Below are 25,786 nucleotides of genomic sequence, written 5' to 3' on the forward strand. Positions count from 1 at the left end.
CTCTTTGCTGGCATGAAAACTGTCGAAACGCACGTCGTTAACCATTGATCAGATAGGCGTCATGGGTGGGCTGGCGCAAGACCTGGGTCTTCACAAAGCCCAGCATGGCGCGCAGCCTCGCCTTCAACTCCTCCGCCGGGAGCAGATCCAGGGCGGGCGGATAGGTATCAGGCACCAGACCGTGCCCGGCAAAGAAGGCGCGCCAACTGTCGGGGGCCAGGTCATCCTCATCCCACGGGGCCAGTTCACCCCGCGCCCGGAACAGCGACAGGCGATGGAACAGGTCGGGGGACAAAGGCAGGTCGCGCGCCGCATCCCAAAACGGGCCGGTATGGCGCGCCAGATGGTAATGCATCGCCTGGAAATCCCGCAGATGCGTGAAATGCGCCCGCGTCAGCCGGTTATACTCGGCCTGTGCCGCACGGAAGCCGCCATGCCGGGGAAAATGCGCGAGCAGATGCAGCAACCCCTGTTGCAAGGCCAGCAGATCCAGATCATGCAGCGGGTCCAGCCGCACGGCCGCCTGCCCCAGCGCCACGCAGTTCCCGTCCCAGGTGCTGGCGCGCAATCCGGGCGCACTGCCCCGCCCCACCGCATCCTCCGGTGCGAAACCGCAGAGCAGCGGCACGCGGCGGAGCACATCCGCCTCTCCCGGTCCGGACCGCCAGACCGCCGTCAGATAAGTGCCCGACTGTGCCGGGCGCAGCGCGATCCAGCCCTGGTTGAAGCCCCGCACTTCCGCATAGGGCGGTAGCACCTTCATACGCGGTCCCCGCGCCGTCAGCACGCGGTCGGCCGGGAAGTCCCAGGGCTCCAGCCCATTCTTCGGCCCGGCGATCAACTGCGCATCGCTGCCCGTGACATCCAGATAGAAATCCCCTTCGACGCGCTGCCCATCCTCCAGCATCAGGCCGGTGATCAAACCGCCCTCGCGCACCACAGACAGGCCATGCGTCGGTATCACCGCAGCGCCGGCACGAGCGGCCAACTCCTTCAGAACCGCCGCATAGGCCAGTGCTGGCAGGTGATAGCCGTAGTCGCTGCGGCCATATTCCTCGCTCTCCGCGTCGGGAATGAACAGCCGCCCCTGCCGGGCCGCCGCCGCTGTCAGGCTGAAATCTTCCAGCGGCACCGACAAGCCATGGCGGCGGGCGCGCAGCCAATGGGCGAAGAAATCCTGACCCCCGATGGGGGAGCCCAACGCGCCGAACGGGTGCAGGAAGGGTGGAACGGAACCCAGCGCATCGGCGAAGTTCCAGCCCAGCGTATAGCCCCCCCCCACCCGCGCCAGCAGCCCCTTTTCATTCAACCGCAACTGATGGTGCAGGGCCTCCAACGCCGGCAGGCTGGCATGCAGGTCGCCCGGCCCCGCCTTGGCCGGCAGTTCGACAATGGTGATCCGCAGGCCGGACGGCGACAGCGCGCGGGCCAGCGTCGCTGCCGTCAGCCACAGGGGCGCGTCGCGTCCGGCGATGACCAGATGATTGATGGGCTGGTTCATGCGGCATTCCCCCGTGATCCGGCATGATCAGGTGCCGCGCAATGGCGGGCGATGAAATCGGCATGGGCCGGCATGCCCGACAGCCCGTCGCGGATGCGCCCGCGCAAATCAGACAACCGCCTTTCCAGTTCCGGCAATGGCAAATGGTCGGCCAGCCTTGCATAAGCCGTCGGCATCACCCCCTGCCCCTCGAACACCGAAAGCCAGCTGTCGCGCGAAAACAGGCCCAGCTTGTAATCGGGCGCTGCCGCCCCGTCGCGGAACAGGTCCAGCTTGTGCATCAGGCTGTCCGGCATCTCCATGCTGCGCACATGGTCCCACAACGGTTCCCCGTGCCGGCTGTTGGCCATGTAATGCAGGACCAGGAAGTCGCGCACCCGGTCGTAATGGATTTCGAACAGGCGGTTGAACTCCGCCGCCAGACGCGGATCAATCCCGCCACCGGGCCGGGGCATCAGCCCGACCAGATCGAACATCGCCGCCTGGATCAGGAAGATCGACGTGCTTTCCAGCGGTTCCAGGAAGCCGCTGGAAAGTCCCGCCGCAACGCAATTGCCCTCCCAGGCCCGCGCCCGTCGCCCGGCGGCGAAACGCAACAGGCGTGGTTCGGCCAGCGCCGGGCCGGCCAGCGCCGACAGCAACGTCTCCCGCGCCTCCTCCTCCCCGCACCAGCGGCTAGCGAAGACATAGCCATTGCCGATCCGGTGCTGCAACGGGATGCGCCAGGTCCAACCCGCCTTGCGGGCGGTGGCACGGGTGTAGGGGGTCAGCGGCGTAACCGACCCCGACGGCACCGCCAGCGCCCGGTCGCAGGGCAGCCAGTGCGACCAGTCGCACCAGGGCACCTGCATCGCCCCGCCGACCAGCAGGGAGCGGAAGCCACTGCAATCGACAAAGAAATCCCCCTCGATCCCATCGCCCGATGCCAGAGTCAGGCGGGTGACATGCCCGCTCTCCCCGTCGCGCACCACGTCAGTGATCCGCCCCTCCACCCGCGTCACGCCGCGCGCGATGGCCCAAGCACGAAGGAATTCGGCGTATAATCCGGCATCGAAATGATAAGCGTAGGAGAAACTTGATCGTATCGATTGCGTATCGACTACGGGATGATCGAACAAACCAGCCCGGCACAGGGCCACGGCGAAGGAATAATCCTGCAAGGACCCGGCATCGATGCCGGACAGGCGGGCGCGGGCCCAGTGATGCTGAAAATCCACCCCTGCCCAGGGTTCCCCGAACACGCCGAACGGGTGGATGTATCGGTCGCTGGGCTGGTTCCAGCCGACAAACTCAATCCCCAGCTTGATGGTAGCACCGGTGGCGCGCATGAATTCGGCTTCGTCAATGCCCAGCCGGTCATTGAACAGCTTGATATGGGGCAGCGTCGCCTCTCCCACCCCGACCGTCCCGATCTCATCGCTTTCGATCAGGGTCAGGTCATAGGCATCAGCGGGCAACAGCTTGGCCAGACCGGACGCCACCATCCAGCCCGCCGTGCCACCGCCGACAATCACCACCCGCAGGCGCTTTGCCGCTTGTACCCGCATCCGATGACGCTCCGTGCCCCGCCGGGTGATGTATCGCATCAACCGGCCACAATAAAAAAGGGGGCGCCGCGGAGGGAGTGAGAAGCGGCGCCCCTGGGGAGGATCAGAACTTCACGCGGGCACCAACCTGGAACCGGCGGTCGGCCTTGCCCCAGTTGGCATCCTTATAGACAGGCTTGGCCCCTGGCGTGACGGCGCTGTCGCCAAAGATCTGCTGCTGATAGATCGTCTTGGTATCCAGCAGGTTGGTGCCTTCCAGGGCGATTTCCAGGTTCTCGGAAATCGAGTACCGGATGGAGCCGTCCAGGAAGCCCGCCGCCTTCTGGAACACCGGCAAGCCGATGCAGCAATCCAGATTGTTGGTCAGGAAGCGCGACCGCCAGTTATAGGCAAGGCGCAGACCGATCGGCCCCTGCTCATACAGGCCGACAATATTGTAGGTGTGCTTGGAAATCCCGGCCAGCTTGTGGCTATCGATCACCGCGCCGCGCCCACCCGACACGTCCAGACCGGCACCAAAGCCGCCCGTACCGCCGGCATCCAGCGCACCCTGCGTCACCAAATTGGAGTTGCTGATGCCGGATTGTTCGACATAGGTGTAGTTCACCTGCATGCCCAGCCCGTTCCAGAAATCGGGCAGGAAGTCGAAGAAGGTCTGGTACGAGGTTTCGAACCCATACAGTTCGCCCCCGCCCTTCTGGTTGCGCGGCCCCCGCATGATCACGGTCTGGGTGGAGCTGCCATTGGTGAATTCACGCACGAACTCACCGTATGAGATGGAGTTGCGCAGCTTCTTGTAGAAGCCGCCGACAGAGAACAGGCCGCTCTTGCCGATATAATATTCGTAACCCAGGTCGAACTGATCAGCCTTCAGCGGCTTCAGGCCTGCATAGCCGGATTCAGCCCGGAAGACGAAATTATACCCGGTCACCTGTCCCGAAGCGTTCTTCACCAGATAGGGGGAGCTGGCGGTGGTGTCGATCACCGGCGACTGGATGGAGACGAAGTTGCGCAGCAGGCCGAAATCCGGCCGCGCCATGGCGCGGGACGCCGCGAAGCGGATATACTGATCGTCATCCAGACCGAAGCGGACATTGAAGCTGGGAAGGACGTTGGTGTAATCGGTCTTGAAATCATTTTCCGTGCCTGCCCCGTTGGCAAAGGCCAGGATGGCCGGCGTCAGGGAACAGGCCGGATTGACGACAGCGCCCGGCGGAAGGGTCGATCCGCAAGGCGTGCCTTGCAGGGCGCGCAGGGCGGTATCGGTGGGGAAGCCCACGGAACCCTGGCTGTTGATCTTGGTTTCCACGATGCGGGCACCGATATTGCCGTCGACCGTGATGCCGTTGAAAATCGTCATGTCGCCGCCGCCAAAACGCAGCATGGCATAGCCGGCATTGGTCTTTTCCTGCACATGCATCACTTCGGACGGCAGGAAGCAACTGCCCGACGGCAGGCCCGGACGGTCGCAGATCGGCACCCAACCCGGCGAGACGGGGTTGTTGGTGTTGGGACCGGACAGCGACTTCACCAGCCGGTCACGATCCTTCAGGACGTCCCGGCTGAGATAGACCAGATCGCCATTGGGATAGACCTCGCCATTGAAGAAATCATCACCGAGATTGACCGTATCCCAGATGCCGGTGCCATAGCCCTTGAAGGGCTGGCCATTGCCGCAGCCGGCGGGATAGGTGCCGCCCGTGCTGTCGGCATTGAAGCCGGGGCCGTTGCAGTTCCAGCTGGCGGCGACGGGCGTCCAGTTGAAGGTGGAATAGCGCACGGTCTGCTTGCGGTCGGCATGGCGCACACCGACCTTCAACGAATTCAGCCAGCCATCGCCCGCATCCAGATCATAGGTCGCGTCGCCCCGGACGGCCGTCTCCTTGGCCTCATTATCCTCCAGGTGCGCCTGGATGAAGGGGATCCAGTAATTATGCGGGTTGGACAGGCCGCCCGGCGCATAATTCACGTTGGAGCCCGGCTTCATCACAACATTCGGCACCCCGTCCTTGCCGACCGAATATTGCATATCGGCCATGGAACCGGTGGCGACCAGGATATCGTCATTGGTGGTGGACGCCGTGATCCGCTGCACATCGAAGCTGGTGTGCAGGCGATCATTCACATCCCACTTCACATTGAAGGACAGGTCCTTGGTGCCTTCACGATGGTCGAAATTCCGCGCCTCATTCTGGAAATAGAGGCCGTCCTGCAGGGTGGTGCTGCTGCAGGCACCGTTGCCGCAATAATTCACGAACGGTTTGCCGGGCACGGCGGAACCGGTATTGATCGCGTCCTGCAAACTGTCCCACGACCCGCGCCAGCTGCCGTGACCCTGGGTCAGCAGCCCGCTTTCCAGCATGCCATCGGCACCGAATTTCAGGGCCGGTGACCCCGTGGCCGGGCCGATGACGCTGGTGTCGCGCACCCGGAAGGCGGACGAACCATAGGCATTGCCGTCCAGGATCACGTGGCTGGCATTTTCCAGCCAGGCATTATGGTACTTGGAATGGTTATACTGAACAGTGGCCTGGAAGCTGCCATCGTCATTCTCATACTGCCCGGCCAGCGAGGTGCCGCGCCGCGTGCGGTCATAATCGACCAGCGAATAACGGATGCCGTCGGGCATATAGGCCCAGCCGGTGCCCCCGAACGGGTTGCGGGTACAGCCCACCGCGCCGTCGGCCCCGATGATGGCCTTGCCCGAGGCATCGACGGCCCCGGCGGAACAATAGGTGTCGATCTTGTCCATGATGACGCTTTCGGTCCGCGTCACGACATGGGACCGCGCCAGGTTGGCCAGCAGACCGAACTTGCCGGCATTGGTCTCCCAGACATTGCTGATCATGCCGGAATATTCACCCGTCCATTTCTTGGACCGGTCACCGTATGAACCCTTGACGTTGCCGGCAATGGCCAGACCGTCGCTGTCGAACGGCAGGCGCGTGCGCAGATTGACCGTGCCGGCGATGCCGCCTTCGATCATGTCCGCCGTCTGGTTTTTGTAGCTGTCGACGCCGGCCATCAGCTCGGGCGAGACGTCGTTGAAGTTCAGGCCGCGATAGCTGTCGGCGGAGAAACTGTCACGCCCGTTGAATTCGGTGCGAACCTGGGTCAGGCCGCGGATCAGGACGGACGTCCCCTCCCCCGACGGATGCGTGCTGTCATCCGATGATTGCAGGCGGGACACGGTGATGCCCGGCACACGCTGCAGCGCTTCCGACACGGACTTGTCGGGGAAGGCACCGATATCGGTGGCGGTGATGCTATCCACTACCGTGCCGGCATTACGCTTGATGTCGAGCGCGCTTTCCAGGGCGGCGCGCACGCCGACCACGACGATTTCTTCCAGAACCGGGGCCGCTTCGGTCTTGGGTTCTGCGGCGGTCTGGGCCTGGGCGCCATGCGCGCCGACCAGGGCCAGCGCCAGCAGCGACACGCCGCTGCGCAGCCACAGCGCGCGGCTGTGGTTGGTCTTCACATCCTTCACTTCCTGTTTCCTCCCCTTTTCGGATTTTTCCGCCGCCCTTCGCTCCGGCGCATCCAGCGCGCCGACCCGCGATCCTTCCGGACAGCAACCGTCTTGTTTGCGTAATTTTGCGCAAACTTGCGTAAGGCGCAAGCGCAAATTTTCAAGGGCAAAGGATTATTGATAAATAATTGATTTAAATGATATTTTTTAACCAAGAACTCCAGAAAGCCTCAGGATCAAACCTATAATCTGCCTTCAACAATCCCCCAAATCCTTCAATATCAATGCAAATTTTGCGTAAGCAGATGCAGCAAAATCCTGTAGATCAGGCTAGGCTGAAGCCAAGCCCTGACAGCAGAAGCTTTCAATCGATATCGGCCAGGACGCGGCTTCCGCTCATTCCTCGGGAACGAAGACCATGCACAAGGCGGCGATGGCCAGGGAGGCGGCAGCCAGGGTCAGGGCATGGATGGCCTGACCGCCGAACAGGGTGCCCACCAGCGGCCCCAGGATCGTGGCGGCCACCAGCTGCGGCAGGACCAGGAAAATATTGTGGATGCCCATATAGACCCCGGCCTTTTGCGCCGGTACCGCACCCGCCAGCAGGGCATAGGGGATGGAGAGGATCGCCGCCCAGGCACAGCCGATGGCGACCGACGGCAGCCACAGCCAGACCGGATCATCCACCCAGGCGAATCCGGCCAAGCCCAGCGCGCCCAGCAGCAGACAGACGGCATGACAGGCCCGCCGCCCCACCCGCGCCGCCAGGGCCGGCAGCACCAGGGCCGCCAGGGCCGCCACGCCGTTATACCCGGCGAACAGCACGCCGACCCAGTCGGCCCCCTGGTTATAGGCGACGGAGGTGGCATCGCCGTTGCCGAAATGCCGGGCCGCGACGGCGGGGACCGTATAAATCCACATGGCGAACAGCCCGAACCATGTGAAGAACTGCACAAGCGCCAGCCGTCGCAGCAGGCGCGGCATATGCAGGATATCCTCCACGATCTCCAGCATGCCCAGGGACGCCGCCCCCCGCCCGCGCAAGATGGCGGCGGCCACCTGCGCCAGGCCAAAACCGATGGCGATGATGGCGATCAGGTGGATTTCCCGTTCCTGCCCGGTGCCCAGCGCGAACCCGGTCAGCCCCGCCCCACCCAGCGCCCACAGCGCCCCGCTGCGCAAAAGGCCCAGTCCGCCACCGCGTCCAGCCGCCCTGACCGGCACCGGGCCTAACGCCATGTCCAGCGCCTCCGGTTCCGTCGTCGTCACCACGGTCCACAGCACTGCCAGCAGCAGGCACCCCGCCCCGACATAGAAGGCCGCCCGCACCGATGGCGGCAGCGCCTGCCCATCACCGGCCAGATTGACGCCCAGCCCATGGGCCATCAGCCAGGGCAGGATGGAGGCGAAGACGGCCCCCGCACCGATGAAGAACACCTGCACCGCAAAGCCCTTAGTGCGCTGATCATCCGGCAACCGGTCGGCCACCAGGGCGCGGAACGGCTCCATGGCGATATTGATGGAAGCCGTCAGCAGCCACAGCGTCGCCGAACAGGCCCAAAGGGTCCCGGCATTGGGCATGATGCATAAGGCCAGCGCCGACAGCAGGCCACCGGCAATCAGATAAGGCCGCCGCCGGCCCAGCGGCGACCGTGTCCGGTCCGACAGATAACCCACGATGGGCTGTACCAGCAGCCCCGCGATGGGGGCCGCGATCCACAGGATGGGCAGGTCGGCGATCTGCACGCCCAGCGCCTGAAAGATGCGGCTGGTATTGACATTATGCAGGCCCCAGACGATCTGCACGCCGAACAGGCCGGCGCACATATTCCATATCTGGCGGTTGGAAAGGGGCAAGCGGGCGGCGGGCTGGGGGTCGGCGTCGGACGGCGTCACCGCCATCCCCTTTTCACTTGCTTGCAATTTCCCCCCTCCCGTGCGCTATGCTGCGGCACCTTCTTCCCGCCAGCTTCTAACGCGATGGTCGTGTCCAGCAACTCCAAAACCACGCTTGAGGATCTGGCAAAGCTGGCAGGCGTGTCGGTGGCGACCGTTTCGCGCGCGCTAAACGACCATCCTACCATCAGCACGCGCACCAAGCAGCGCATCTGGGCGCTGGCGCGCGAACATGATTATCCGTTCCGCCACTATATGCCGGCCAGCCCCATCGGTGCCGAAGGGTCGATTGTCATCGTCACCCCCTTCGTCCATGGCCGCGCCCTGCCCCTGTCCCACCCGTTCTTCCTGGAACTGCTGGCCAATATCGGAGAGGCGGCGCGCGCCCGCGACTGCGACTTCACCGTCAGTCATGTCGCCCCTGCCGGCTATGACGACCTTGTCGCCACCGTCACCACCAGCCGGGCCAGCGGCGTGATCTTCTTAGGCCAAGGCACCCTGCATGAGGCGTTCAACCGCCTTGCCGCCACGCCCGCCCGCTTCGCCGTCTGGGGGGCGCAACTGCCGGGGCAGGATTACTGCACCATCGGGTCGGACAATCTGCAGGGCGGACGCCGCGCCACCCTGCATCTGGCCCGCCTGGGCCGTCAGCGCATCCTGTTCATCGGCGGGAACGACCCGGAGGCGATGCAGCGCCGCCGCGGCTACTGGGACGCGCTGGCCGAAAGCAACCTGACCGCTGATCCCAAACTGAACATCGCGGCGGAGTTTGAGCTGGAATCGGCGGAGGCCGCCATCGGCCGCCTGCTGCGCAGCGGCGTGAAGTTCGACGGGGTGGTCGCCGCCTCCGACCTGATCGCGCTTGGTGCCATGCGGGCCCTGCGCCGGGCTGGCCTGTCGGTGCCGCGCGACGTCTCTGTGGTTGGTTATGACGACATGCTGTTGGCCCGCCTCTCCACCCCTGCCCTGACCACGGTGCGTCAGGACACGGCGGAGGCGGGGCGCAAGCTGGTCTCCCAGATCCTGGACCCGCTGACCGACCACCGGCCCGAACAGCTGCCCACCGAACTGATCGTGCGGGAAAGCTGCGGGGCCTGAACATCTGTTACGGATTGTGCAGATAGCTGGAAATGGCGTCGGTCAGGCTTTCTGCGCGGGCGACATTGTCGCGGTTGGACAGCATCATGGCCGTCACGAGCGTTTCCACCATCAGCACCGCCGCCGCCATGCTGCTGGACAGAACCGGATGTGCACTGTCGGCCAGCAGCACCGTATCCGCCCGCTGCGCCAGGGGTGAAACCCGGCTGTCGGTGATGGCCACGACATGCGCCTTACGCGACTTGGCGAAGCTGCTCAAATGCAGCGCCGCCTGGGCATAGCGGGGAAAGGCTATGGCGATGACGACATCGCCTTCGCCCAGGTTCATCAACCGCCCCGCCGCGACCTCCGTGCCGCCAAATTCCACGACGTTCACCAGATTGGCGCAGAAGGGCTGCAAGCCCAGGGTCAGCAGCCCCGCCACATGCGCCGACAGGCCGAAACCCATGACATAGATGGTGCGCGCCGCGTTCAGCCGGGTGACCAGTTCCGATAGCTGCGTTCCCCCCGCCAACTGATCGGCCACCCGCGACAGGTGCGACAGCGTCGCCTCCAGCCCTTCATTAATCGCAGCCTGGGTCGGGTCGGCCCGATCGAAACTGCTGCGTAGCTTCTCAACGGGCCGCAACACCGTCTGCAACGTCTCCGCCATCCCGGCCCGCAGGTCGGGATATCCGGCATAGCCGACCGCGCGGGCAAACCGGCTTAAGGTGGCGTTCGACACGCCGATGGCGCTTGCCAGATCCTCAATGCTCCACGCCGTGATCCGCACAGGATTGCGCAGCAGATGCTCGGCAATCGTTCGGTTCGACGCCGTCCCATCCGCCATCACGGCCATCAGTCGGAGGCCCAGGTCGGTATCGGCAAAGGCCACCTCGGTGGAGGGGGCGGATTGGCTTTGCGCGTCGCCCTGGCCCGGGGCGTGAAAATCAGCCTGAGAGGATTTTTTCATGTATTGATCTTATGAAAATTCCGTGTCATTGTCCATTTTATCGAGCCGATCATTGCGAAACGTGCCGGAAGCCAGTTGCCATGATGCGTCTTATGTCCCTGACGGCGGGGTTCGCCGCAAGTCTGTTGCTTCTGACCACAACTGCCGATGCGCAGAACGCCCGCATGCGGGTGGGGGTGGAAGGCAATTATCCGCCCTTTTCGGTGATCGGCCCGGACGGCAAACTGTCTGGCTTTGATATCGACATCGCCAACGCGCTTTGTGCGGAAATGAAGGTCGATTGCACCCTGGTGCAGCAGGAATGGGACGGGATGATCCCGGCGCTCAATACCCGCAAGTTCGACATGATCGTCGCCTCCATGACGATCACCGCCGACCGGGCGAAAATCGTCGATTTCTCCGACGTCTATTATGATGTCCCCTCCCGCTGGGTCGCCAAACAGGGTGCCTTTACGGAGCCTACGCCGGACGCGCTAAAGGGCAAGACGATTATCGTCCTGCGTAACAGCCCCCGCGCCAAACATGCTAAGGAAAAATACCCCGACAGCCGCCTGTTGCTGGTCGCCAAGGAGACGGATGTCTACCTGGAACTGCGCGCGGGGCGCGGGGATATTGCCCTGGGATCGTCGGTCATCGCGGAAGGCCTGTTCCTGAAGCGGCCGGAGGGTGCGGGCTTTGCCACCGTGGGCGAGCCCCTGCGCCTGAAAGGCGACAGTGATGTCGGCATTGCCGTTCGCAAGGGCGACACGGGCTTGCGTGACAAGATCAACGCCGCGCTGAAGGCCATCAAGGCCGATGGCCGGTATCAGCAGATTGCCCAACGTTATTTCACGTTTGATGTCTCTGGCGGGAACTCTTGAGGAATAGGGCGGTCATCCCGCCCTGATCCCTCCCCGCCCATCTCGCCTCTGCCCCTTCTCTTCCATCCCTGGCCCCGCCGGGGGTGAACGCCGGTTGCATGCCCATGCTGATCGAGTATCTGCCTATCCTGCTTGACGGACTTCTGACGACGCTGTCGGTGTCGCTGGTCTCGCTTGCCATCGCTTCGCTGTTCGGTCTGGCGGGCGCACTGGCCAAGCTGTCCTCGGGCCGTGTCGCGCAGGGTTTGGCCGGCACCTACACCACCCTGATCCGTTCCATCCCTGATCTGGTGCTGATGCTGGCCCTGTTCTATGGCGGTCAGGCGCTGGTCAATGATATCGGCCTGCGTCTGGGCTGGGATTATGTCGATGTCGATCCGTTTCTGGCCGGCAGCCTGACCCTGGGCTTCATCTATGGTGCCTACCTGACGGAAACCTTCCGGGGTGCCTTCCTTGCCATCCCCAAGGGGCAGGCAGAGGCAGGCCTTGCCTATGGGATGAGCGTGTTTCAGGTCCTCTGGCACATCACCCTGCCACAGATGATCCGCCACGCCATCCCCGGTTTCGCCAATAACTGGCTGGTCATGGTCAAGGCCTCGGCTCTGGTGTCGATCATCGGTCTGGACGACATGGTCCACCGCGCCAGTCTGGCCACCGCCGCCACGGCCCAGCCCTTCACCTTCTACGCCGCCGTCGCCGCCATTTATCTGACGGTGACGACCGTGTCGATCCTGGCGCTCGGCCAACTGGAAAAGCGTGTGTCTCTGGGCGTTCGCAAGGCGGTGCTGTGATGATCGATCTTCAGATTATCCAGGACAATCTGCCCGCCTTCCTGGACGGTGCGCGCGTCACAATCCTGTTGCTGCTGGCCTCCGCCGCTGCCGGTCTGTCCCTGTCGCTGCCGCTGGCGGTGGCGCGGGTGTCGGCCAACCCGTTCCTGTCGCGGCCCGTCTTCCTGTTCACCTATGTGCTGCGGGGCACGCCGCTGCTGGTACAGCTTTTCATGGTCTATTTCGGACTGGCGCAGTTCGATATGGTCCGGGAAAGCAGCCTGTGGCCGCTGCTGCGTGAACCCTGGTTCTGCGCCTGGATCGCCTTCACGCTGAACACGGCCGCCTACACGACCGAAATGCTGGCCGGCGCGCTGCGCGCCACCCCGGCGGGAGAGGTAGAGGCGGCGCGCAGCCTGGGTATGACCGGCTTTGACATTTACACCCGCATCCTGATCCCGGGCGCAGTCCGCCGCGCCCTGCCGCAATATGGCAATGAGCTGGTGATGCTGATGCACGCCACCTCCATCGCCAGCGCGGTGACCCTGGTGGAGATCACCCGCGTGGCCCGCGACGTCCATGCCAACACCCTGTTGGCGGTGGAAGCGTTCGGGACGGCGGCGCTGTTCTATCTCGCCCTGACCCTGTGCATCACCGGCCTGTTCCGGCTGCTGGAACGCCGCCTGCTGCGGCATCTGGCGCGCCCGGCCGGTGCCTCTTGAGGAGCGGCACCATCGTGCGATCTGAAACCCTGTCCCTACCCGGCACGACCCAAGGCACCCACCGTACCGTGACGGTGCAGCGCTTCGGCACGCCCGGCGGACGCCCCCGCGTGCATATCCAGGCCAGCCTCCATGCCGATGAAATCCCGGCCATGCTGGTCGCCGACAAGCTGCGCCGCCACCTGACGCAGCTGGAGGCAGAAGGCAGGCTAGTGGGTGAGGTGGTGCTGGTCCCCATCGCCAACCCGATCGGCCTGTCCCAGGCGGTGCTGGGCGACATGCTGGGCCGTTTCGATCTGACCGATGGCCGCAATTTCAACCGCGATTTCCCCTGGCTGGCCCCGGCTGCCGCTGCCCGTGTCCAGGGCAGGCTGGGCGATGATCCAGCCGCCAATACGGCCTTGATCCGTGCGGCCCTGGCCGATGCCCTGTCGGAAATGCGCCCGCAATCCCCGGCCCAGCACCTGAAGGTGCTGCTGATGTCGCTGGCGGTGGGTGCCGACTGGGTGCTGGACCTGCATTGCGACCATGAGGCCGTGATGCATCTCTACACTCTGACGCCGCTGGCCGCAGAAATGGAGCCCTTGGCCCGCCTGCTGGGTGCGCAAGCCCTGCTGACGGCGGATGAAAGCGGCGATCACCCGTTTGACGAGGCGGTGAGCCGTCCCTGGACCACCCTGCAAAGACGCTTCCCCGATCATCCCATCCCACTGGCCTGCCGGTCGGTGACCGTGGAACTGCGCGGTCAGGCTGATGTCGACCATGATCTGGCCGACCGTGACGCGCGCGCCCTGGTCGATTTCCTGGCCCATGCTGGCGTTCTGGCCGGCCCTTCCCCTGCCCTGCCGCCGGCACTCTGCGCCTCGACACCGCTGGAAGGGGTGGAACCGCTGATCGCCCCCGCCGCCGGTGTCCTGGTCTATCGCCGCCCCCTGGGGGCGGCGGTGGAGGAAGGGGAGATCGTGGCCGACATCATCGACCCAGTCAGCGGTCAGGCCGTGCCCGTCATCAGCCAGGGCGGCGGCCTGCTGTTCGCCCGTATCGCCACCCGCATGGCCTTCCCCGGCAACCGCCTGGGCAAGCTGGCCGGCACGCGTCTGCGCCGTTCCGGCAACCTGTTGAGCCCGTGAGTCATCCCATGGAAATCAAGCTGCAAGCCGACAATATCGCAAAACGTTACGGCAGCATCGATGTGCTGCATGATGTCTCGCTTCAGGCCAGGGCCGGCGATGTCATCGCCCTGATCGGCGCATCCGGGTCCGGCAAAAGCACCCTGCTGCGCTGCCTGAACCTGCTGGAACGCCCCAATGCCGGTCGCCTGACGGTGGCAGGCGAATGTCTGGCCCTGGCACCCGACCGCACGGGCGAACTGTCCCCCACCGACCCGGCACAGCTGCGCCGTCTGCGCGCCCGCCTGTCGATGGTGTTTCAGCAGTTCAATCTCTGGGGCCACATGACGGTGTTGCGCAACGTTATCGAGGCGCCGATCCGCGTCAACGGCCTGTCCAAGGCAGAGGCGATTGAACGCGCCGACCATTATCTGGCCCGTGTCGGCGTCCTGCACCGCCGCGACGCCTATCCGGCCCATCTGTCGGGTGGTGAGCAGCAGCGCGTTGCCATTGCCCGCGCACTGGCCATGGAACCCGACGTGATGCTGTTCGATGAACCGACCAGCGCGCTCGACCCCGAACTGGTGGGCGAGGTGCTGCGCGTCATGCGCGGTCTGGCGGAAGAAGGGCGGACCATGGTGGTCGTGACCCACGAAATGGCCTTCGCCCGCGATGTCGGCAGTCAGCTTGTCTTCCTGCACAAGGGCCGGATTGAGGAACAGGGAACCCCTGTCGACCTGATGACCAACCCGCAGAGCGACCGCCTGCGCACCTTCCTGGCCAGCAGCCTGCACCGCGCCGGCCACGCCTGACCCTATCGGAACAGCCACCACCAACAGCGATCGGCGCCAGACCCGGAAAACGGGCAGCGCCAACCAGAACACCGGGAGACTTCACGTGAGGGATTTGACCATGAACACCAAGCATCTGCTGGTCACCACCACCGCGCTCGCCCTGCTGGCCGGTCCCGCCCTGGCACAGGACAGCGGGCTGCTGGAAGAGATTGTCGTGACCGGTTCGCGCATCGCGCGCCCGGCCGAACAAAGCCCCGTACCCGTGACGGCACTGGGGGAGGCTGAACTGTCCTCACGCGGCATCACCAGCATTTCTGACGCGTTGAGCCGCCTGCCCGCCCTGCAGAACACCCGCTCGTCGGATCAGCTGTCGTCGGCCTCCCCCGTCCCCACCGCCAACCTGCGCGGTCTGGGTGCGGCCCGCACGCTGGTGCTGGTCAATGGCCGCCGCCATGTAGCCGGCATCGCTGGTGAGGCGTCGGTGGATATCTCCACCATCCCGTCGGCCCTGGTCGAACGCGTGGATGTCCTGACCGGCGGCGCTTCCGCCGTTTACGGTTCCGATGCCGTGACCGGCGTCGTGAACTTCGTCCTGAAGAAGGATTTCGAAGGCCAGGACCTGACCGCGCAATACGGCCTTTCCGAAAAGGGCGATGCCGACCGTCGCTATGTCGCCGCCACGATTGGCCGCAACTTTGATGACGGCAAGGGCAACATCACTCTGTCCCTGTCCTCTGTCGATCAGAAGCCACTGGAATTCGGTGACCGCAAATGGTCACGCAACAATGGCGTCGCAGATGACACGGCCAACCCGGAGCTGTTCATTCAAGAAGCCGATCTGACCCCGGCCCTGCGCGCCGCTGGTGTCACGGCGGGCGCCCGCATCCTGTCCCTGTCCACCGCCAATCAGGCCATCGCCGGTCAGACCCTGATCGCCCGCGCCACGAATGCCAAAGCCCGTGCCTTCGGCACGAACCAGCGTTTTGGCCTGTCGTCGATCTACGGCATCATCGGCTTTGACCCGCGCGGCACGGGCTTCCCCGTGTCGGGCACCAACAGCCGCGCGCCCAACATCGACCTGGATAATAACGGCACCCGCGATTGCGTGCAGAATTATCCGGGCCGCCGTGGTTATGGCTGTCTGGTCATTGATCCCACGACGGGCCGTATCCGCCCGTTCCAGGATGGCATCTTCGCCAATAATGATCAGTTCGGCGGCGACGGCACGCCCGATTACTTGGACCGCGCCACCCTGGTCGGCGATCTGTCCACGCAGACGGCCAATCTGAACGCCCGCTATGAAGTCAGCCCCTACTTCAAGCCGTTCGTAGAGGCCAAATACGTCCGCAATACCAGCCGTCAGGTCGAAAGCATCCGCACCTTCGACGACAGCATTCGCATCAAGCTGGACAATCCCTTCATCCCGCAGCAGCTGCGCGACATTGCCAACGCCCAGATCGCGGCAGAACCCGCCCTGGCCAGCACCTATCAGTTCATCATCACCCGCGACCATGCCGATGTCGTCGATCCCGTCGTGCGCAACACCCGTGACACCTATCGCGGGGTGCTGGGCTTTGAGGGTGAATTCGATAATGGCTGGGCCTATGAGGCGTCGTACAATTACGGTCGCACCGACGCCACCGACAAGCGCCCGACCCGCCTTAATGACCGGTTCTTTGCGGCCATCGACGCGGTGCGGGCACCCAACGGTCAGATCGTCTGCCGCTCTGACCTGAACCCCACCTCGGTCCCCTCGGTATCGGACTTCCCGGTCTTCTCCTGGTCCGGTTACAACACGTTCAAGGCCGGTGACGGCTCGTGCAAGCCCTTGAACCTGTTCGGTCTGGGTGCCCCGTCGGAAGCGGCACAGGATTTCGTCACCTATGACAATCCGGTGAAGTCCACCATCAAGCAGCAAGTCTGGAACGCCAGCATCACGGGCGATCTGGGCGAAACCCTGTCGCTGCCCGGCGGCCCCATCGGCTTTGCCGCGGGTCTGGAACACCGCAAGGAAGACAGCCGCTTTGAAGTGACAGAATGGGAGCGTCTGAACTATACCGACCGTGGCGGTCGCCAGAATGTGGTCGGCGGGTTTGACGTCACCGAAGGCTTCGTGGAACTGAACACCCCACTGCTGGCCGACCTGCCGGGCGTCGAGCTGCTGTCGCTGGACGGTGCCTATCGCTATGGCGATTACAGCACGGTCGGTGGCGTGAATACCTGGAAGGTGGGCGGCGTCTATGCCCCGGTGAAGGATATCCGCGCTCGCGGCGGTTACTCCCGCACGATCCGCGCCCCCAACATTCAGGAACTGTTTGCCCCGCGTTCGTCCACCCTGTTCTCCGTCGTCGATCCCTGCGATGCCGGTCAGATCGGCACCGGCCCCAACCCCGCCAACCGCCGCGCCAATTGCGCCGCCGATGGCATCCCCAATGGCTGGCTGGACACCCGCACGGCCCGCGTACCGGGCTTCACGGGCGGCAACCCGGATCTGGACCCGGAAACCTCCACCAGCTACACGGTCGGTGCTGTGCTGACGCCGACCTTCCTGCCGCGCTTCTCGCTGGCTGTCGATTACTGGAACATCAAGATCGAGGATGCGATCAGCCAGGTCACCGGCCAGAACATCCTGAACGCCTGCTATGACGCGCCCAGCCGGGATAATCCCTTCTGCTCGCAGGTGGGCCGTAACCGCACCAGCACCTCACCCACCTTCCTGGCCGTCAATTCCCTGAACCAGACGACAATCAATTTCGCCCGGTTTGAGGCCAGCGGCATCGATTTCGATCTGGTCTACCCCGTGGAACTGGAGGAAGTGGGCCTGGGTGAGAATGGCCGCGTCACCTTCGGCCTGACGGGCACCTGGAACGAAAAGAACCGTACCTTCCAGACCCCCAGCAACAGCAGCGCCGCCAACAACGCCCTGGGCGAGCGTCTGTTCCCCGAATGGAACCTGAACCCGTCCGTATCGTGGAGCGACGATGTCTGGACGGTCGGCTGGTACGGCTTCTACCAGTCACGCCAGACCCTGACGGGCGTGGAAACGGAAACGGCCAGCACCTTTGTTCAGGCCTATGCGCCCGCCGCCTGGGTGCATGATGCCACCGTGTCCTATCAGGTGACGGACGAAGTGCGGGTGACCGCTGGCGTCAATAACCTGACCAACAAGGGCCAGTTCTATGGCGATATCGGCCGCCCGGCCTCCGCCATCGGCCGGTCCTACTATCTGCGCACCCGTCTGGTCTTCTGATCTGCCGGTTGAGCGCTGCTGCGGTCTTGCGGGAGGGGCACATTTCCCGCAAGACCGCCTTCTATTTTCAATACCCCACCTGGATACGCCCATGCGCCGCCTTATCCTGTGTCTGCTTGCCTTCATCGCCACCGCCCTCCCGACGTTGGCGGAACCGGTGAAGGGATCGCTGCTGATCGCAGGTGGGGATTTCCGGCTGGATAATCCCGGCTGGCCCCGGCTGGTGGAATTGGCTGGCGGCAAGGGAGCCACAATCCTGGTCCTGCCTACAGGCAGCGGCGACCCCGTCGGCAGCGGCGGGCGCATTGTGGACCATCTGCGCAGGTTGGGTGCCAACGCCACCTTGCTGCCCTTGGCCGAAAAGGGCTTCGACCGGCCTGCGGCAGAGATCGTGACCGACCCCGTCTGGATCGACCGCGCCCGCCATGCCGGCGGCTTCTTCCTGGTGGGCGGGGATCAATCGCGCTACACCGCCGCCCTGCTGCGGTCCGATGGCTCCGATACACCGCTGCTGGCCGCGATCCGCACGGCCCACGCCAACGGTGCCGTCATTGCCGGTTCGTCCGCCGGGGCCGCCATTATGTCCGCCACCATGATCAAGGACGCGCCCGAAACGCTGGACCTGTTGGCCGCCGGCCCCATCGCGGGCCGCACCCTGGGTCCCGGCCTGGGCTTCATCGGCCCCGACTGGTTCGTGGATCAGCATTTCCTGGCGCGCGGTCGCTTTGCCCGCACCCTGGTCGCCATGGATGCCGCCGGCTATACGCGCGGCCTGGGTGTCGATGAAAACACCGCCATCATTATCCGCGAACGCAAGATGGCGGAAGTGGTGGGGGTTAGTGGCGTCGTCCTGATCGACGCACGACATGCCAGCCGCCGCCCCGGCTGGCCCTTTGCGCAGACGGGCATCACCGTCTCCCTGCTGCGCGATGGTGACCGGCTAGACCTTTCCAGCCTCGCCGTCACCCCCGCCCCTCACCGCGCGGCACAGGCGATCACACCGGACAGCCCCGGTTTCGAACCCGATCCCGAACTGCCTTCAATCCTGGCGACGGGCGACATCCTGGCCCCGTGGCAGTTTGGCCGCCTGATGGCGCAGATTCTGGAAAGCCGTCAGGGCATCGCCACCGGCCTCGCCTTCGACGCGGCTTCCCCGGCCACTCGCCCCGCCTTCCGCATGCGGCTGACGCGCCAGCCTGACAGCATGGGCTGGGCCGGCGATGGCCTGACGGTATCGCGCTTGAGACTGGATGTCGAACCCGTCCGTATGGCCGATATCCTGGCCAGTACAACGGGTCAATAAAGCGGTTTCCAGTTTATTTGGAAACCTCTCAACCATCCCAAAGAATTGGTTACACCCCGCAGACTACCCTGGCGGCCCCGCCCCGGCGATCACCGGGACTGGGCCGCCGCATAAGGGCAGGAACAGGGGTCAGGTCAGCTTACCCCAGGGCCTCAGTCAGTTCCGGGACGATCTTGAACAGGTCGCCGACGATGCCGTAATCGGCCACCTGGAACATGGGGGCCTCTTCGTCCTTGTTGATGGCGACGATGACCTTGCTGTCCTTCATGCCGGCCAGATGCTGGATAGCGCCCGAGATGCCGACGGCGATGTACAGTTCCGGGGCCACGATCTTGCCGGTCTGGCCGACCTGATAATCGTTGGGCACGAACCCGGCATCGACCGCCGCGCGGGATGCCCCCACCGCCGCCCCCAGCTTGTCCGCCAGCTTGTCCAGCATCGGGAAATTGTCGCCCGACTGCATGCCGCGCCCGCCCGAGACGATGACGCGGGCAGAGGTCAGCTCCGGGCGCTCCGACTTGGTCAGCTCAGCGCTGACAAAGCTGGACAGACCCGCCTCACCCGTGGCGCTCAGCGTCTCGACCACACCGGCCCCACCGGTCTCGCCCGCCGCCTCAAACGCCGTGCCGCGCACGGTAATCACCTTGATGGCGTCCGACGACTTCACCGTGGCGATGGCATTGCCGGCATAGATCGGGCGTTCGAACGTGTCGGCATCGACCACGCCGCTGATCTCGCTGATCTGCTGCACATCCAGCAGGGCCGCCACGCGCGGGGCCAGGTTCTTGCCAAAGGTCGTGGCGGTGAACAGCACATGGCTGTACCCACCGGCCTTCACGGCCGCCACCACCAGCGGCGCGAAATTCTCGGCCAGCGGGTTGGCATATTCGGCACCTTCGGCCACCAGCGCCTTGGCCACGCCGGCGGCAGAGGCGGCCGCCTTCGCGGCCTCGCCCACGCCCGAACCGGCGACCAGCACATGCGTCTGCCCACCGATCTTGGCGGCCGCGCCCAGCGTGGTCAGCGTCGGCTTCTTCACCGCACCCGTGGAGGGCTCGGCAACAACCAGAATGCTCATGTTGCGTATCCTTGGAATGCGTTGCAGATCAGATGACGCGCGCTTCGTCGCGCAGCTTGGCGACCAGCTCAGCCACAGAGGCGACCTTGACGCCGCCCTTGCGCTTGGCCGGCTCCGTCACCTTCAGCGTGGTCAGGCGCGGGGTGATATCCACGCCCAGCGCGTCCGGTGCCACCACCTCGATCGGCTTCTTCTTGGCCTTCATGATGTTGGGCAGCGAGGCATAGCGCGGCTCGTTCAGGCGCAGGTCGGTGGTCACCACCGCCGGCAGCTTCAGCGACAAAGTCTCCAGCCCGCCATCAATCTCCCGCGTCACGGCCACGGCACCGTCGCCCGGCACGACCTTGGACGCAAACGTGCCCTGGCCCCAGCCCAGCAATGCTGCCAGCGCCTGACCCGTCTGGTTGCTGTCATCATCGATGGCCTGCTTACCCAGGATCACCAGATCCGGCGCTTCCTTGGCCACCACGGCCTTCAGCAGCTTGGCCACGGCCAGCGGCTGCACCTCGGCATCGGTCTGCACCAGAACGCCGCGGTCGCCACCCATGGCCAGTGCGGTACGGATCGTCTCCTGCGCCGCCGTCGGGCCGATCGACACGACCACGATCTCCGTCGCCTTACCCGCTTCCTTCAACCGCACGGCTTCCTCAACCGCGATCTCGTCAAACGGGTTCATCGACATCTTCACATTCGCAAGCTCGACACCGCTCTCGTCGGGCTTAACGCGGATCTTGACGTTGTAGTCAACAACACGCTTAACGGCGACTAGGACTTTCATGTCTGGTTCTTCGGCTTTGATGCACAAGGGTGCCAAAGATCAAACAGGACCGATATGATCGTCCATACCGATTCCGGTCAAATGTCCTGATCGGTTTTGACAAAACTGGCCGCAAAAAAGAAACCCCCGCCTATGGAATGGGCGGGGGTTTTGTGAAGTTGCAGCGGTGGGTTTCACGCTGCCGGGAGTAAAGATTACCGGGCCAGCCAGCCGCCATCCACGGGCAGGGTAATGCCATGGACATAGTCGGCAGCGGCAGAGGCCAGGAACACGGCGGCCCCGCCCAGGTCCGACGGCGAACCCCAGCGCGCGGCCGGGATGCGGGCTAGGATGTCGCGGTTGCGGTTCTCGTCGGCGCGCAGCGCCTCGGTATTGTTGGTGGCAAAGTAACCGGGGGCAATGGCATTCACATTGATGCCCTTGGCCGCCCATTCATTGGCCAGCAGCTTGGTCACGCCGGCGATCCCGCTCTTGGATGCCGTATAGGACACGACGCGGATGCCGCCCTGGAAGGACAGCATGCTGGCGATATTGATGATCTTGCCGCCGGACCCTTGCGCGATAAACTTCTTCGCGACCGCCTGGGCCAGGAAGAAGGGCGTCTTCAGATTGACGTCCAGGACATCGTCCCAGTCGGTTTCCGAAAATTCCAGCGCATCGGCACGGCGGATGGTCCCGGCATTATTGACCAGGATGTCGATACGGCCGAAGGCGGCGGCCACCTTCTCCACAATCTCCGCCACCGGCGCGCCGGTGCCCAGATCGGCGGACACAAAGGCGAATTTCGCGCCTGCGGCCTCCACGGCGGCCTGCGTGTCGGTGGGGGTGGACCGGCCCACCGCCACGATGCTGGCCCCGGCCTGGGCCAGCGCCACGGCGATGCCCTGCCCGATGCCGGTATTGGCACCGGTTACCAGGGCCACCTTGCCGGAAAGGTCGAAGGGATTGCTCATGATGGGGTTCCTCTTGGCCGTTCGGCGTTATCTTGGATAGAAGCATTCCATCCATTTTCCGTCACCCCCGCGAAAGCGGGGGCCCAGCGCAAGGCGCGATAGCGCCGATATGACTCTGTCATGTCGCGGCAGACGCCGCTTATGCTGGGTCCCGGCTCAACAAGGGGATGACAGAAGAAATGGAAGAAAGCGGCGGCGCCTCTCACCGCAACTGGCAGATATCGATCACCTTCATATCGGTGTAATCGAGGTTCTCACCGCCCATGGCCCAGATGAAGGAATAGTTGGCCGTACCGCTGCCCATATGGATCGACCAGGGCGGGGACATCACCGCCTCGCCATCGGCCACCACGATGTGGCGGGCCGCCTCCGGCTCGCCCATGAAATGGAAGACGCGGTTATCGCCGGCCAGATCGCAGTACAGATACACTTCCGACCGGCGGTCATGCAGATGCGGCGGCATGGTGTTCCACACCGAACCGGGCTTCAGCATGGTCAGGCCCAGCAGAAGCTGCGCCGACTGGCACGTCGCCGGTACGATATACTGATAGATCGTGCGCTCATTGCTGGTTTCCAGCGCACCGCGCTCCAGCGCCACCGCATCCTTCAGGCCGATCTTCTTGTTGGGGAAGCTGGCATGGGCGGGGGTGGAAACCAGATAGAACTTGGCAGGAGCAGCGGCATCGGCGGACGCGAAGGTCACATCCTTCGCCCCCATGCCGACATACAGGCCGTCCTTGTTGCCCAGCTCATAGACGGTGCCATCCACCGTCACCGAACCCGCACCGCCGATATTGACAATGCCCAGTTCGCGCCGCTCCAGGAACGGGTGACCGGCGGCGGAAGCTGGCTCGGTCTGGTGCGGCAGCACCACCGCACCCGCCACCGGCGTGGCACCGCCCACGACAAAACGCTCATTATGGCTGTAATTCAGCACCACCTGATCGGCCACGAAAAGGCCAGTCATCAGATAACGATTGCGCAGATCGTCATTGCTGGCGCCCTGCATCATGACTGGGTGGGTGGCGTGATAGGTCTTCGCGAACATATTGGAACTCCCCGATTTTTACGTGTCAGCCCGGAATGCCGGTCCTGTTGGCCCCGACTGCGCCGATCACAGTTTATAGGCTTTCTTGGGCAAGTTGTATGACAAATCTACAGCCACTTCGGCTGCGCCATCCTCATCCATGCGATGTTCGGCCACCATGCGCGCCAGGAAGGCGCAGTCCACACGCCGCGCCACATCATGGCGGGCCGGGATGGACAAGAAGGCGCGGGTATCATCATTGAACCCGACGGTATTGTAGAAACCCGCCGTCTCCGTCACCTGCTCGCGGAACCGCATCATGCCTTCCGGGCTGTCATGGAACCACCAGGCGGGGCCCAGCGTCAGGGTCGGGTAATGTCCGGCCAGCGGCGCCAGTTCGCGGGCATAGGTCGTCTCATCCAGGGTGAACAGGATGATCGACAGGCGCTTGTCATTGCCATACCGGTCCAGCAGCGGCTTCAGCGCGCGGATATAGTCGGTGCGCGACGGCACATCCGCCCCCTTGTCGCGCCCGAACCGCTCGAACACCTGACCATTATGGTTGCGGAAGGCACCGGGATGGATCTGCATGACCAGACCATCCTCAATACTCATGCCGGCCATTTCGGTCAGCATCTGGCCCCGGAATGTCTCGGCATCCGCCGCGCTAACATCGCCCTTCAATACCTTCTGGAACAGCTTTTCGGCGTCGGCGGGCGACAGGTTGGCGGTATTGGCCGTGATATGGCCATGGTCGCTGCTGGTCGTGCCGACCTTCATGAAATCCTGGCGGCGCTTGCGGTGCGCGTTCAGATAGCCTTTCCAGCTATAGACATCCTCGCCCGTCACCTCGGCAAAGGCGCGCATGGCCGTGGGGAATTGTTCATGTTCGGGGTCGATCACCGCGTCGGGGCGATAGGCGGAAATGACCCGCCCGCCTTTCCAACCGCTTTCCAGCACCTTGTGATGATGGTCCAGCGTGTCGGTCGGCCCCTCCGTCGTCGCGATCAACTCAATATTGAACCGTTCGAACAGGGCGCGGGGGCGAAACGCCTCCGTCTTCAGCGCTTCATCGATGGTGTCATAGTAATGGTCAGCGGTGTCAGCCGACAGCGCGACATCAATGCCGAACACCTTCGTGAACACGAAATTCATCCACAGCCAGCTGGGCGTGGCGCGGAACAAGTGGAAGTTCGACGCGAAAATCCGCCACGCGGCACGCGGATCGGCCTTGGACGGGCCGGACCGGTCGCCCACGCCCACATCCCCCATGGCAATGCCCTGGCTATAGAGCATGCGGTAAACATAATGGTCAGGCGCCAGCAGCAATTCGGTCGGATTGCCGAAATTGGCATTGCCCGCAAACCAGGACGGGTCTGTATGACCATGCGGGCTGATGATCGGCAGGCCCTTCACCAGCTGATATAGCCGCCGCGCAATGGCGCGCGTGCCGGGCTCAGCGGGAAACAGACGGTCATCATGCAGGGCCAGGGGCTTGGACATCGATAACACCTTAAGGGCGTCAAAATACCGATTTGGTTGCGCTCCCATTAGGTAACCGGTGTCATTAAAGAAGGCAACAAGATTGTCACGCGGGCTGAAGGATTTTTCCCAAGCACCGGTCGCAAAACCAATTTCAAAGGGGAGGATCACCTAACCGTATTGGGTACTCGCCGGACCCAAGCCCTTATTCTGTCACCTCCAGGGCAAGAGAACTGAAGGACCTCAAGAGCGAAGATCGGGGCCTTGGAATGGTTGGGCACTTTCAAGAAATGCCCAACCATCTCCAGTACACATCTCTGATCCCGACAATCAGATACCGCCGCCCATCTGCTGCTGTTCGCGGCGGAAGGGATGGGCCGGATAGACGCCCAGGAACTTGACCTCGCTGGCGAAGAAACCCAGCTCCTCCATGGCCAGCCGCAGGGACCGTTCCTCCGGGTGGCCTTCGACGTCAATATAGAACTGCGCCGCCGTGAAGCGGCCGTCGACCAGATAGCTTTCCAGCTTGGTGATGTTCACGCCATTGGTTGCAAAGCCTCCCAATGCCTTATAAAGGGCCGCAGGCCGTGACCGGACACGGAAAACGAAAGTCGTAACGCTATCCGTTCCCCGCTCCGGCACGCTGGGTTCCCGCGCCAGGATCAGGAAGCGGGTCGTGTTATGGGCCGCGTCCTCGATCCCCTTGGCCAGCACCTGCAACCCATAAATCTCGGCGGCAAGGTCGGAGGATATGGCCCCCTTGGTCGGGTCGTTCCAGCGCGCCACGTCGGCGGCCGCGCCCGCCGTATCGGCGTTGTTCACCGGCTTCAGGCCTCGTTCGCGCAGATAGTTGCGGCACTGGGACAGGGCTTGGATATGGGAATGCACCTCGGTCAGACCCTCCATCGTGGCACCCTGGGGTGCGACCAGACAGTGGATGACGCGCTGGTAATGCTCACCGATGATGTGCAAACCGCCATGGGGCAGCAGATGGTGGATATCGGCAACGCGGCCCGCGACCGAATTCTCCACCGGGATCATGGCCAGCTTGGCCTGTCCCTCATGCACCGCGGCGAACGCATCCTCGAACGAGGCGCAAGGCAGCGTGACCATGTCGGGAAAAACGCTGCGGCAGGCCAGGTCGGAATTGGCACCGGGTGCGCCCTGATAGGCGATGGTGGAGGCGGGCATGGG

General features: G+C 64.0%; 19 protein-coding genes. 8 read left to right on the forward strand and 11 right to left on the reverse strand.

The annotated features are described in order from the left end of the window. Positions 1-37: 37 nt before the first annotated feature. The 4 genes from ABC729_RS20055 to ABC729_RS20070 form a co-directional block, all read right to left on the reverse strand. Positions 38-1,501, reverse strand: coding sequence for a tryptophan 7-halogenase (locus tag ABC729_RS20055; RefSeq protein WP_495609375.1), 1,464 nt, complete (start codon positions 1,499-1,501; stop codon positions 38-40). Next, positions 1,498-3,048 carry a tryptophan 7-halogenase gene (locus tag ABC729_RS20060; RefSeq protein ID WP_495609376.1) on the reverse strand — a complete coding sequence of 517 codons (1,551 nt, stop codon included), beginning with the start codon at positions 3,046-3,048 and terminating at the stop codon, positions 1,498-1,500. Before ABC729_RS20060 ends, ABC729_RS20055 begins: the two co-directional genes overlap by 4 nt. Positions 3,049-3,151: 103 nt before the next feature. Continuing rightward, a complete protein-coding gene (locus tag ABC729_RS20065; protein ID WP_495609377.1) occupies positions 3,152-6,538 on the reverse strand; it encodes a TonB-dependent receptor in 3,387 nt (1,128 codons plus the stop codon). A 378-nt stretch (positions 6,539-6,916) separates the two neighbouring features. Further along, entirely contained in the window at positions 6,917-8,443 is a 1,527-nt protein-coding gene (locus ABC729_RS20070; protein ID WP_495609378.1) for an MFS transporter, read from the reverse strand. Positions 8,444-8,500: 57 nt separating this feature from the next. Between ABC729_RS20070 and ABC729_RS20075 the strand changes: the two genes are divergently transcribed. After that, positions 8,501-9,514 carry a substrate-binding domain-containing protein gene (locus ABC729_RS20075; RefSeq protein WP_495609379.1) on the forward strand — a complete coding sequence of 338 codons (1,014 nt, stop codon included), beginning with the start codon at positions 8,501-8,503 and terminating at the stop codon, positions 9,512-9,514. A 7-nt stretch (positions 9,515-9,521) separates the two neighbouring features. On the opposite strand, the gene ABC729_RS20080 is transcribed toward ABC729_RS20075, so the two are convergent. Then, positions 9,522-10,466: a MurR/RpiR family transcriptional regulator gene (locus ABC729_RS20080; protein ID WP_495609380.1), complete on the reverse strand. Its 945-nt coding sequence runs from the start codon at positions 10,464-10,466 to the stop codon at positions 9,522-9,524. An 80-nt stretch (positions 10,467-10,546) separates the two neighbouring features. On the opposite strand from ABC729_RS20080, the gene ABC729_RS20085 reads away from it, so the two are divergent. The 7 genes from ABC729_RS20085 (at position 10,547) to ABC729_RS20115 (ending at position 19,274) form a co-directional block, all read left to right on the forward strand. After that, complete coding sequence (locus tag ABC729_RS20085) at positions 10,547-11,326, forward strand: transporter substrate-binding domain-containing protein (RefSeq protein WP_495609381.1); 780 nt, start codon at positions 10,547-10,549, stop codon at positions 11,324-11,326. Between the two features lie 98 nt (positions 11,327-11,424). Next, positions 11,425-12,117: an ABC transporter permease gene (locus tag ABC729_RS20090; RefSeq protein WP_495609382.1), complete on the forward strand. Its 693-nt coding sequence runs from the start codon at positions 11,425-11,427 to the stop codon at positions 12,115-12,117. Then, positions 12,117-12,818: an ABC transporter permease gene (locus ABC729_RS20095; RefSeq protein WP_495609383.1), complete on the forward strand. Its 702-nt coding sequence runs from the start codon at positions 12,117-12,119 to the stop codon at positions 12,816-12,818. Before ABC729_RS20090 ends, ABC729_RS20095 begins: the two co-directional genes overlap by 1 nt. A gap of 14 nt (positions 12,819-12,832) precedes the next feature. After that, on the forward strand, positions 12,833-13,948 hold the full coding sequence (locus tag ABC729_RS20100; RefSeq protein WP_495609384.1) for a succinylglutamate desuccinylase/aspartoacylase family protein: 1,116 nt from the start codon (positions 12,833-12,835) through the stop codon (positions 13,946-13,948). 8 nt (positions 13,949-13,956) lie between these two features. After that, the gene (locus tag ABC729_RS20105; protein WP_495609385.1) at positions 13,957-14,739 is read left to right on the forward strand and encodes an ABC transporter ATP-binding protein; all 783 of its coding nucleotides are present in this window, start codon (positions 13,957-13,959) and stop codon (positions 14,737-14,739) included. Positions 14,740-14,839: 100 nt separating this feature from the next. Then, positions 14,840-17,971: a TonB-dependent receptor domain-containing protein gene (locus ABC729_RS20110; RefSeq protein ID WP_495609386.1), complete on the forward strand. Its 3,132-nt coding sequence runs from the start codon at positions 14,840-14,842 to the stop codon at positions 17,969-17,971. Between the two features lie 91 nt (positions 17,972-18,062). Then, complete coding sequence (locus ABC729_RS20115) at positions 18,063-19,274, forward strand: cyanophycinase (RefSeq protein ID WP_495609387.1); 1,212 nt, start codon at positions 18,063-18,065, stop codon at positions 19,272-19,274. A 139-nt stretch (positions 19,275-19,413) separates the two neighbouring features. On the opposite strand, the gene ABC729_RS20120 is transcribed toward ABC729_RS20115, so the two are convergent. The 6 genes from ABC729_RS20120 to ABC729_RS20145 all read right to left on the reverse strand — a co-directional run bounded on the left by ABC729_RS20120 (position 19,414) and on the right by ABC729_RS20145 (position 25,783). Next, a complete protein-coding gene (locus ABC729_RS20120) occupies positions 19,414-20,352 on the reverse strand; it encodes an electron transfer flavoprotein subunit alpha/FixB family protein (protein ID WP_495608242.1) in 939 nt (312 codons plus the stop codon). 28 nt (positions 20,353-20,380) lie between these two features. Then, the gene (locus tag ABC729_RS20125; protein WP_495608241.1) at positions 20,381-21,130 is read right to left on the reverse strand and encodes an electron transfer flavoprotein subunit beta/FixA family protein; all 750 of its coding nucleotides are present in this window, start codon (positions 21,128-21,130) and stop codon (positions 20,381-20,383) included. 194 nt (positions 21,131-21,324) lie between these two features. Then, entirely contained in the window at positions 21,325-22,083 is a 759-nt protein-coding gene (kduD, locus tag ABC729_RS20130) for a 2-dehydro-3-deoxy-D-gluconate 5-dehydrogenase KduD (protein ID WP_495609388.1), read from the reverse strand. A 202-nt stretch (positions 22,084-22,285) separates the two neighbouring features. After that, entirely contained in the window at positions 22,286-23,131 is an 846-nt protein-coding gene (kduI, locus tag ABC729_RS20135; protein WP_495609389.1) for a 5-dehydro-4-deoxy-D-glucuronate isomerase, read from the reverse strand. Between the two features lie 66 nt (positions 23,132-23,197). Continuing rightward, entirely contained in the window at positions 23,198-24,613 is a 1,416-nt protein-coding gene (gene uxaC / locus ABC729_RS20140; protein WP_495609390.1) for a glucuronate isomerase, read from the reverse strand. Between the two features lie 309 nt (positions 24,614-24,922). Then, positions 24,923-25,783, reverse strand: a complete 861-nt coding sequence (locus tag ABC729_RS20145; RefSeq protein ID WP_495609391.1) for a prephenate dehydratase — start codon at positions 25,781-25,783, stop codon at positions 24,923-24,925. Positions 25,784-25,786: the final 3 nt, after the last annotated feature.

It is taken from the genome of Niveispirillum sp. CC-CTL257 (assembly GCF_059489915.1).

What these genes read in the sequence shown, in the direction of transcription:
- ABC729_RS20120 (WP_495608242.1), bottom strand. Translation starts at nt 20,352, where the DNA reads ATGAGCATTCTGGTTGTTGCCGAGCCCTCCACGGGTGCGGTGAAGAAG.
- uxaC (WP_495609390.1), bottom strand. Translation starts at nt 24,613, where the DNA reads ATGTCCAAGCCCCTGGCCCTGCATGATGACCGTCTGTTTCCCGCTGAG.
- ABC729_RS20080 (WP_495609380.1), bottom strand. Translation starts at nt 10,466, where the DNA reads ATGAAAAAATCCTCTCAGGCTGATTTTCACGCCCCGGGCCAGGGCGAC.
- ABC729_RS20105 (WP_495609385.1), top strand. Translation starts at nt 13,957, where the DNA reads ATGGAAATCAAGCTGCAAGCCGACAATATCGCAAAACGTTACGGCAGC.
- ABC729_RS20090 (WP_495609382.1), top strand. Translation starts at nt 11,425, where the DNA reads ATGCCCATGCTGATCGAGTATCTGCCTATCCTGCTTGACGGACTTCTG.
- ABC729_RS20055 (WP_495609375.1), bottom strand. Translation starts at nt 1,501, where the DNA reads ATGAACCAGCCCATCAATCATCTGGTCATCGCCGGACGCGACGCGCCC.
- ABC729_RS20110 (WP_495609386.1), top strand. Translation starts at nt 14,840, where the DNA reads ATGAACACCAAGCATCTGCTGGTCACCACCACCGCGCTCGCCCTGCTG.
- ABC729_RS20115 (WP_495609387.1), top strand. Translation starts at nt 18,063, where the DNA reads ATGCGCCGCCTTATCCTGTGTCTGCTTGCCTTCATCGCCACCGCCCTC.
- ABC729_RS20145 (WP_495609391.1), bottom strand. Translation starts at nt 25,783, where the DNA reads ATGCCCGCCTCCACCATCGCCTATCAGGGCGCACCCGGTGCCAATTCC.
- kduD (WP_495609388.1), bottom strand. Translation starts at nt 22,083, where the DNA reads ATGAGCAATCCCTTCGACCTTTCCGGCAAGGTGGCCCTGGTAACCGGT.
- ABC729_RS20125 (WP_495608241.1), bottom strand. Translation starts at nt 21,130, where the DNA reads ATGAAAGTCCTAGTCGCCGTTAAGCGTGTTGTTGACTACAACGTCAAG.
- ABC729_RS20085 (WP_495609381.1), top strand. Translation starts at nt 10,547, where the DNA reads ATGATGCGTCTTATGTCCCTGACGGCGGGGTTCGCCGCAAGTCTGTTG.
- ABC729_RS20075 (WP_495609379.1), top strand. Translation starts at nt 8,501, where the DNA reads ATGGTCGTGTCCAGCAACTCCAAAACCACGCTTGAGGATCTGGCAAAG.
- ABC729_RS20060 (WP_495609376.1), bottom strand. Translation starts at nt 3,048, where the DNA reads ATGCGGGTACAAGCGGCAAAGCGCCTGCGGGTGGTGATTGTCGGCGGT.
- kduI (WP_495609389.1), bottom strand. Translation starts at nt 23,131, where the DNA reads ATGTTCGCGAAGACCTATCACGCCACCCACCCAGTCATGATGCAGGGC.
- ABC729_RS20095 (WP_495609383.1), top strand. Translation starts at nt 12,117, where the DNA reads ATGATCGATCTTCAGATTATCCAGGACAATCTGCCCGCCTTCCTGGAC.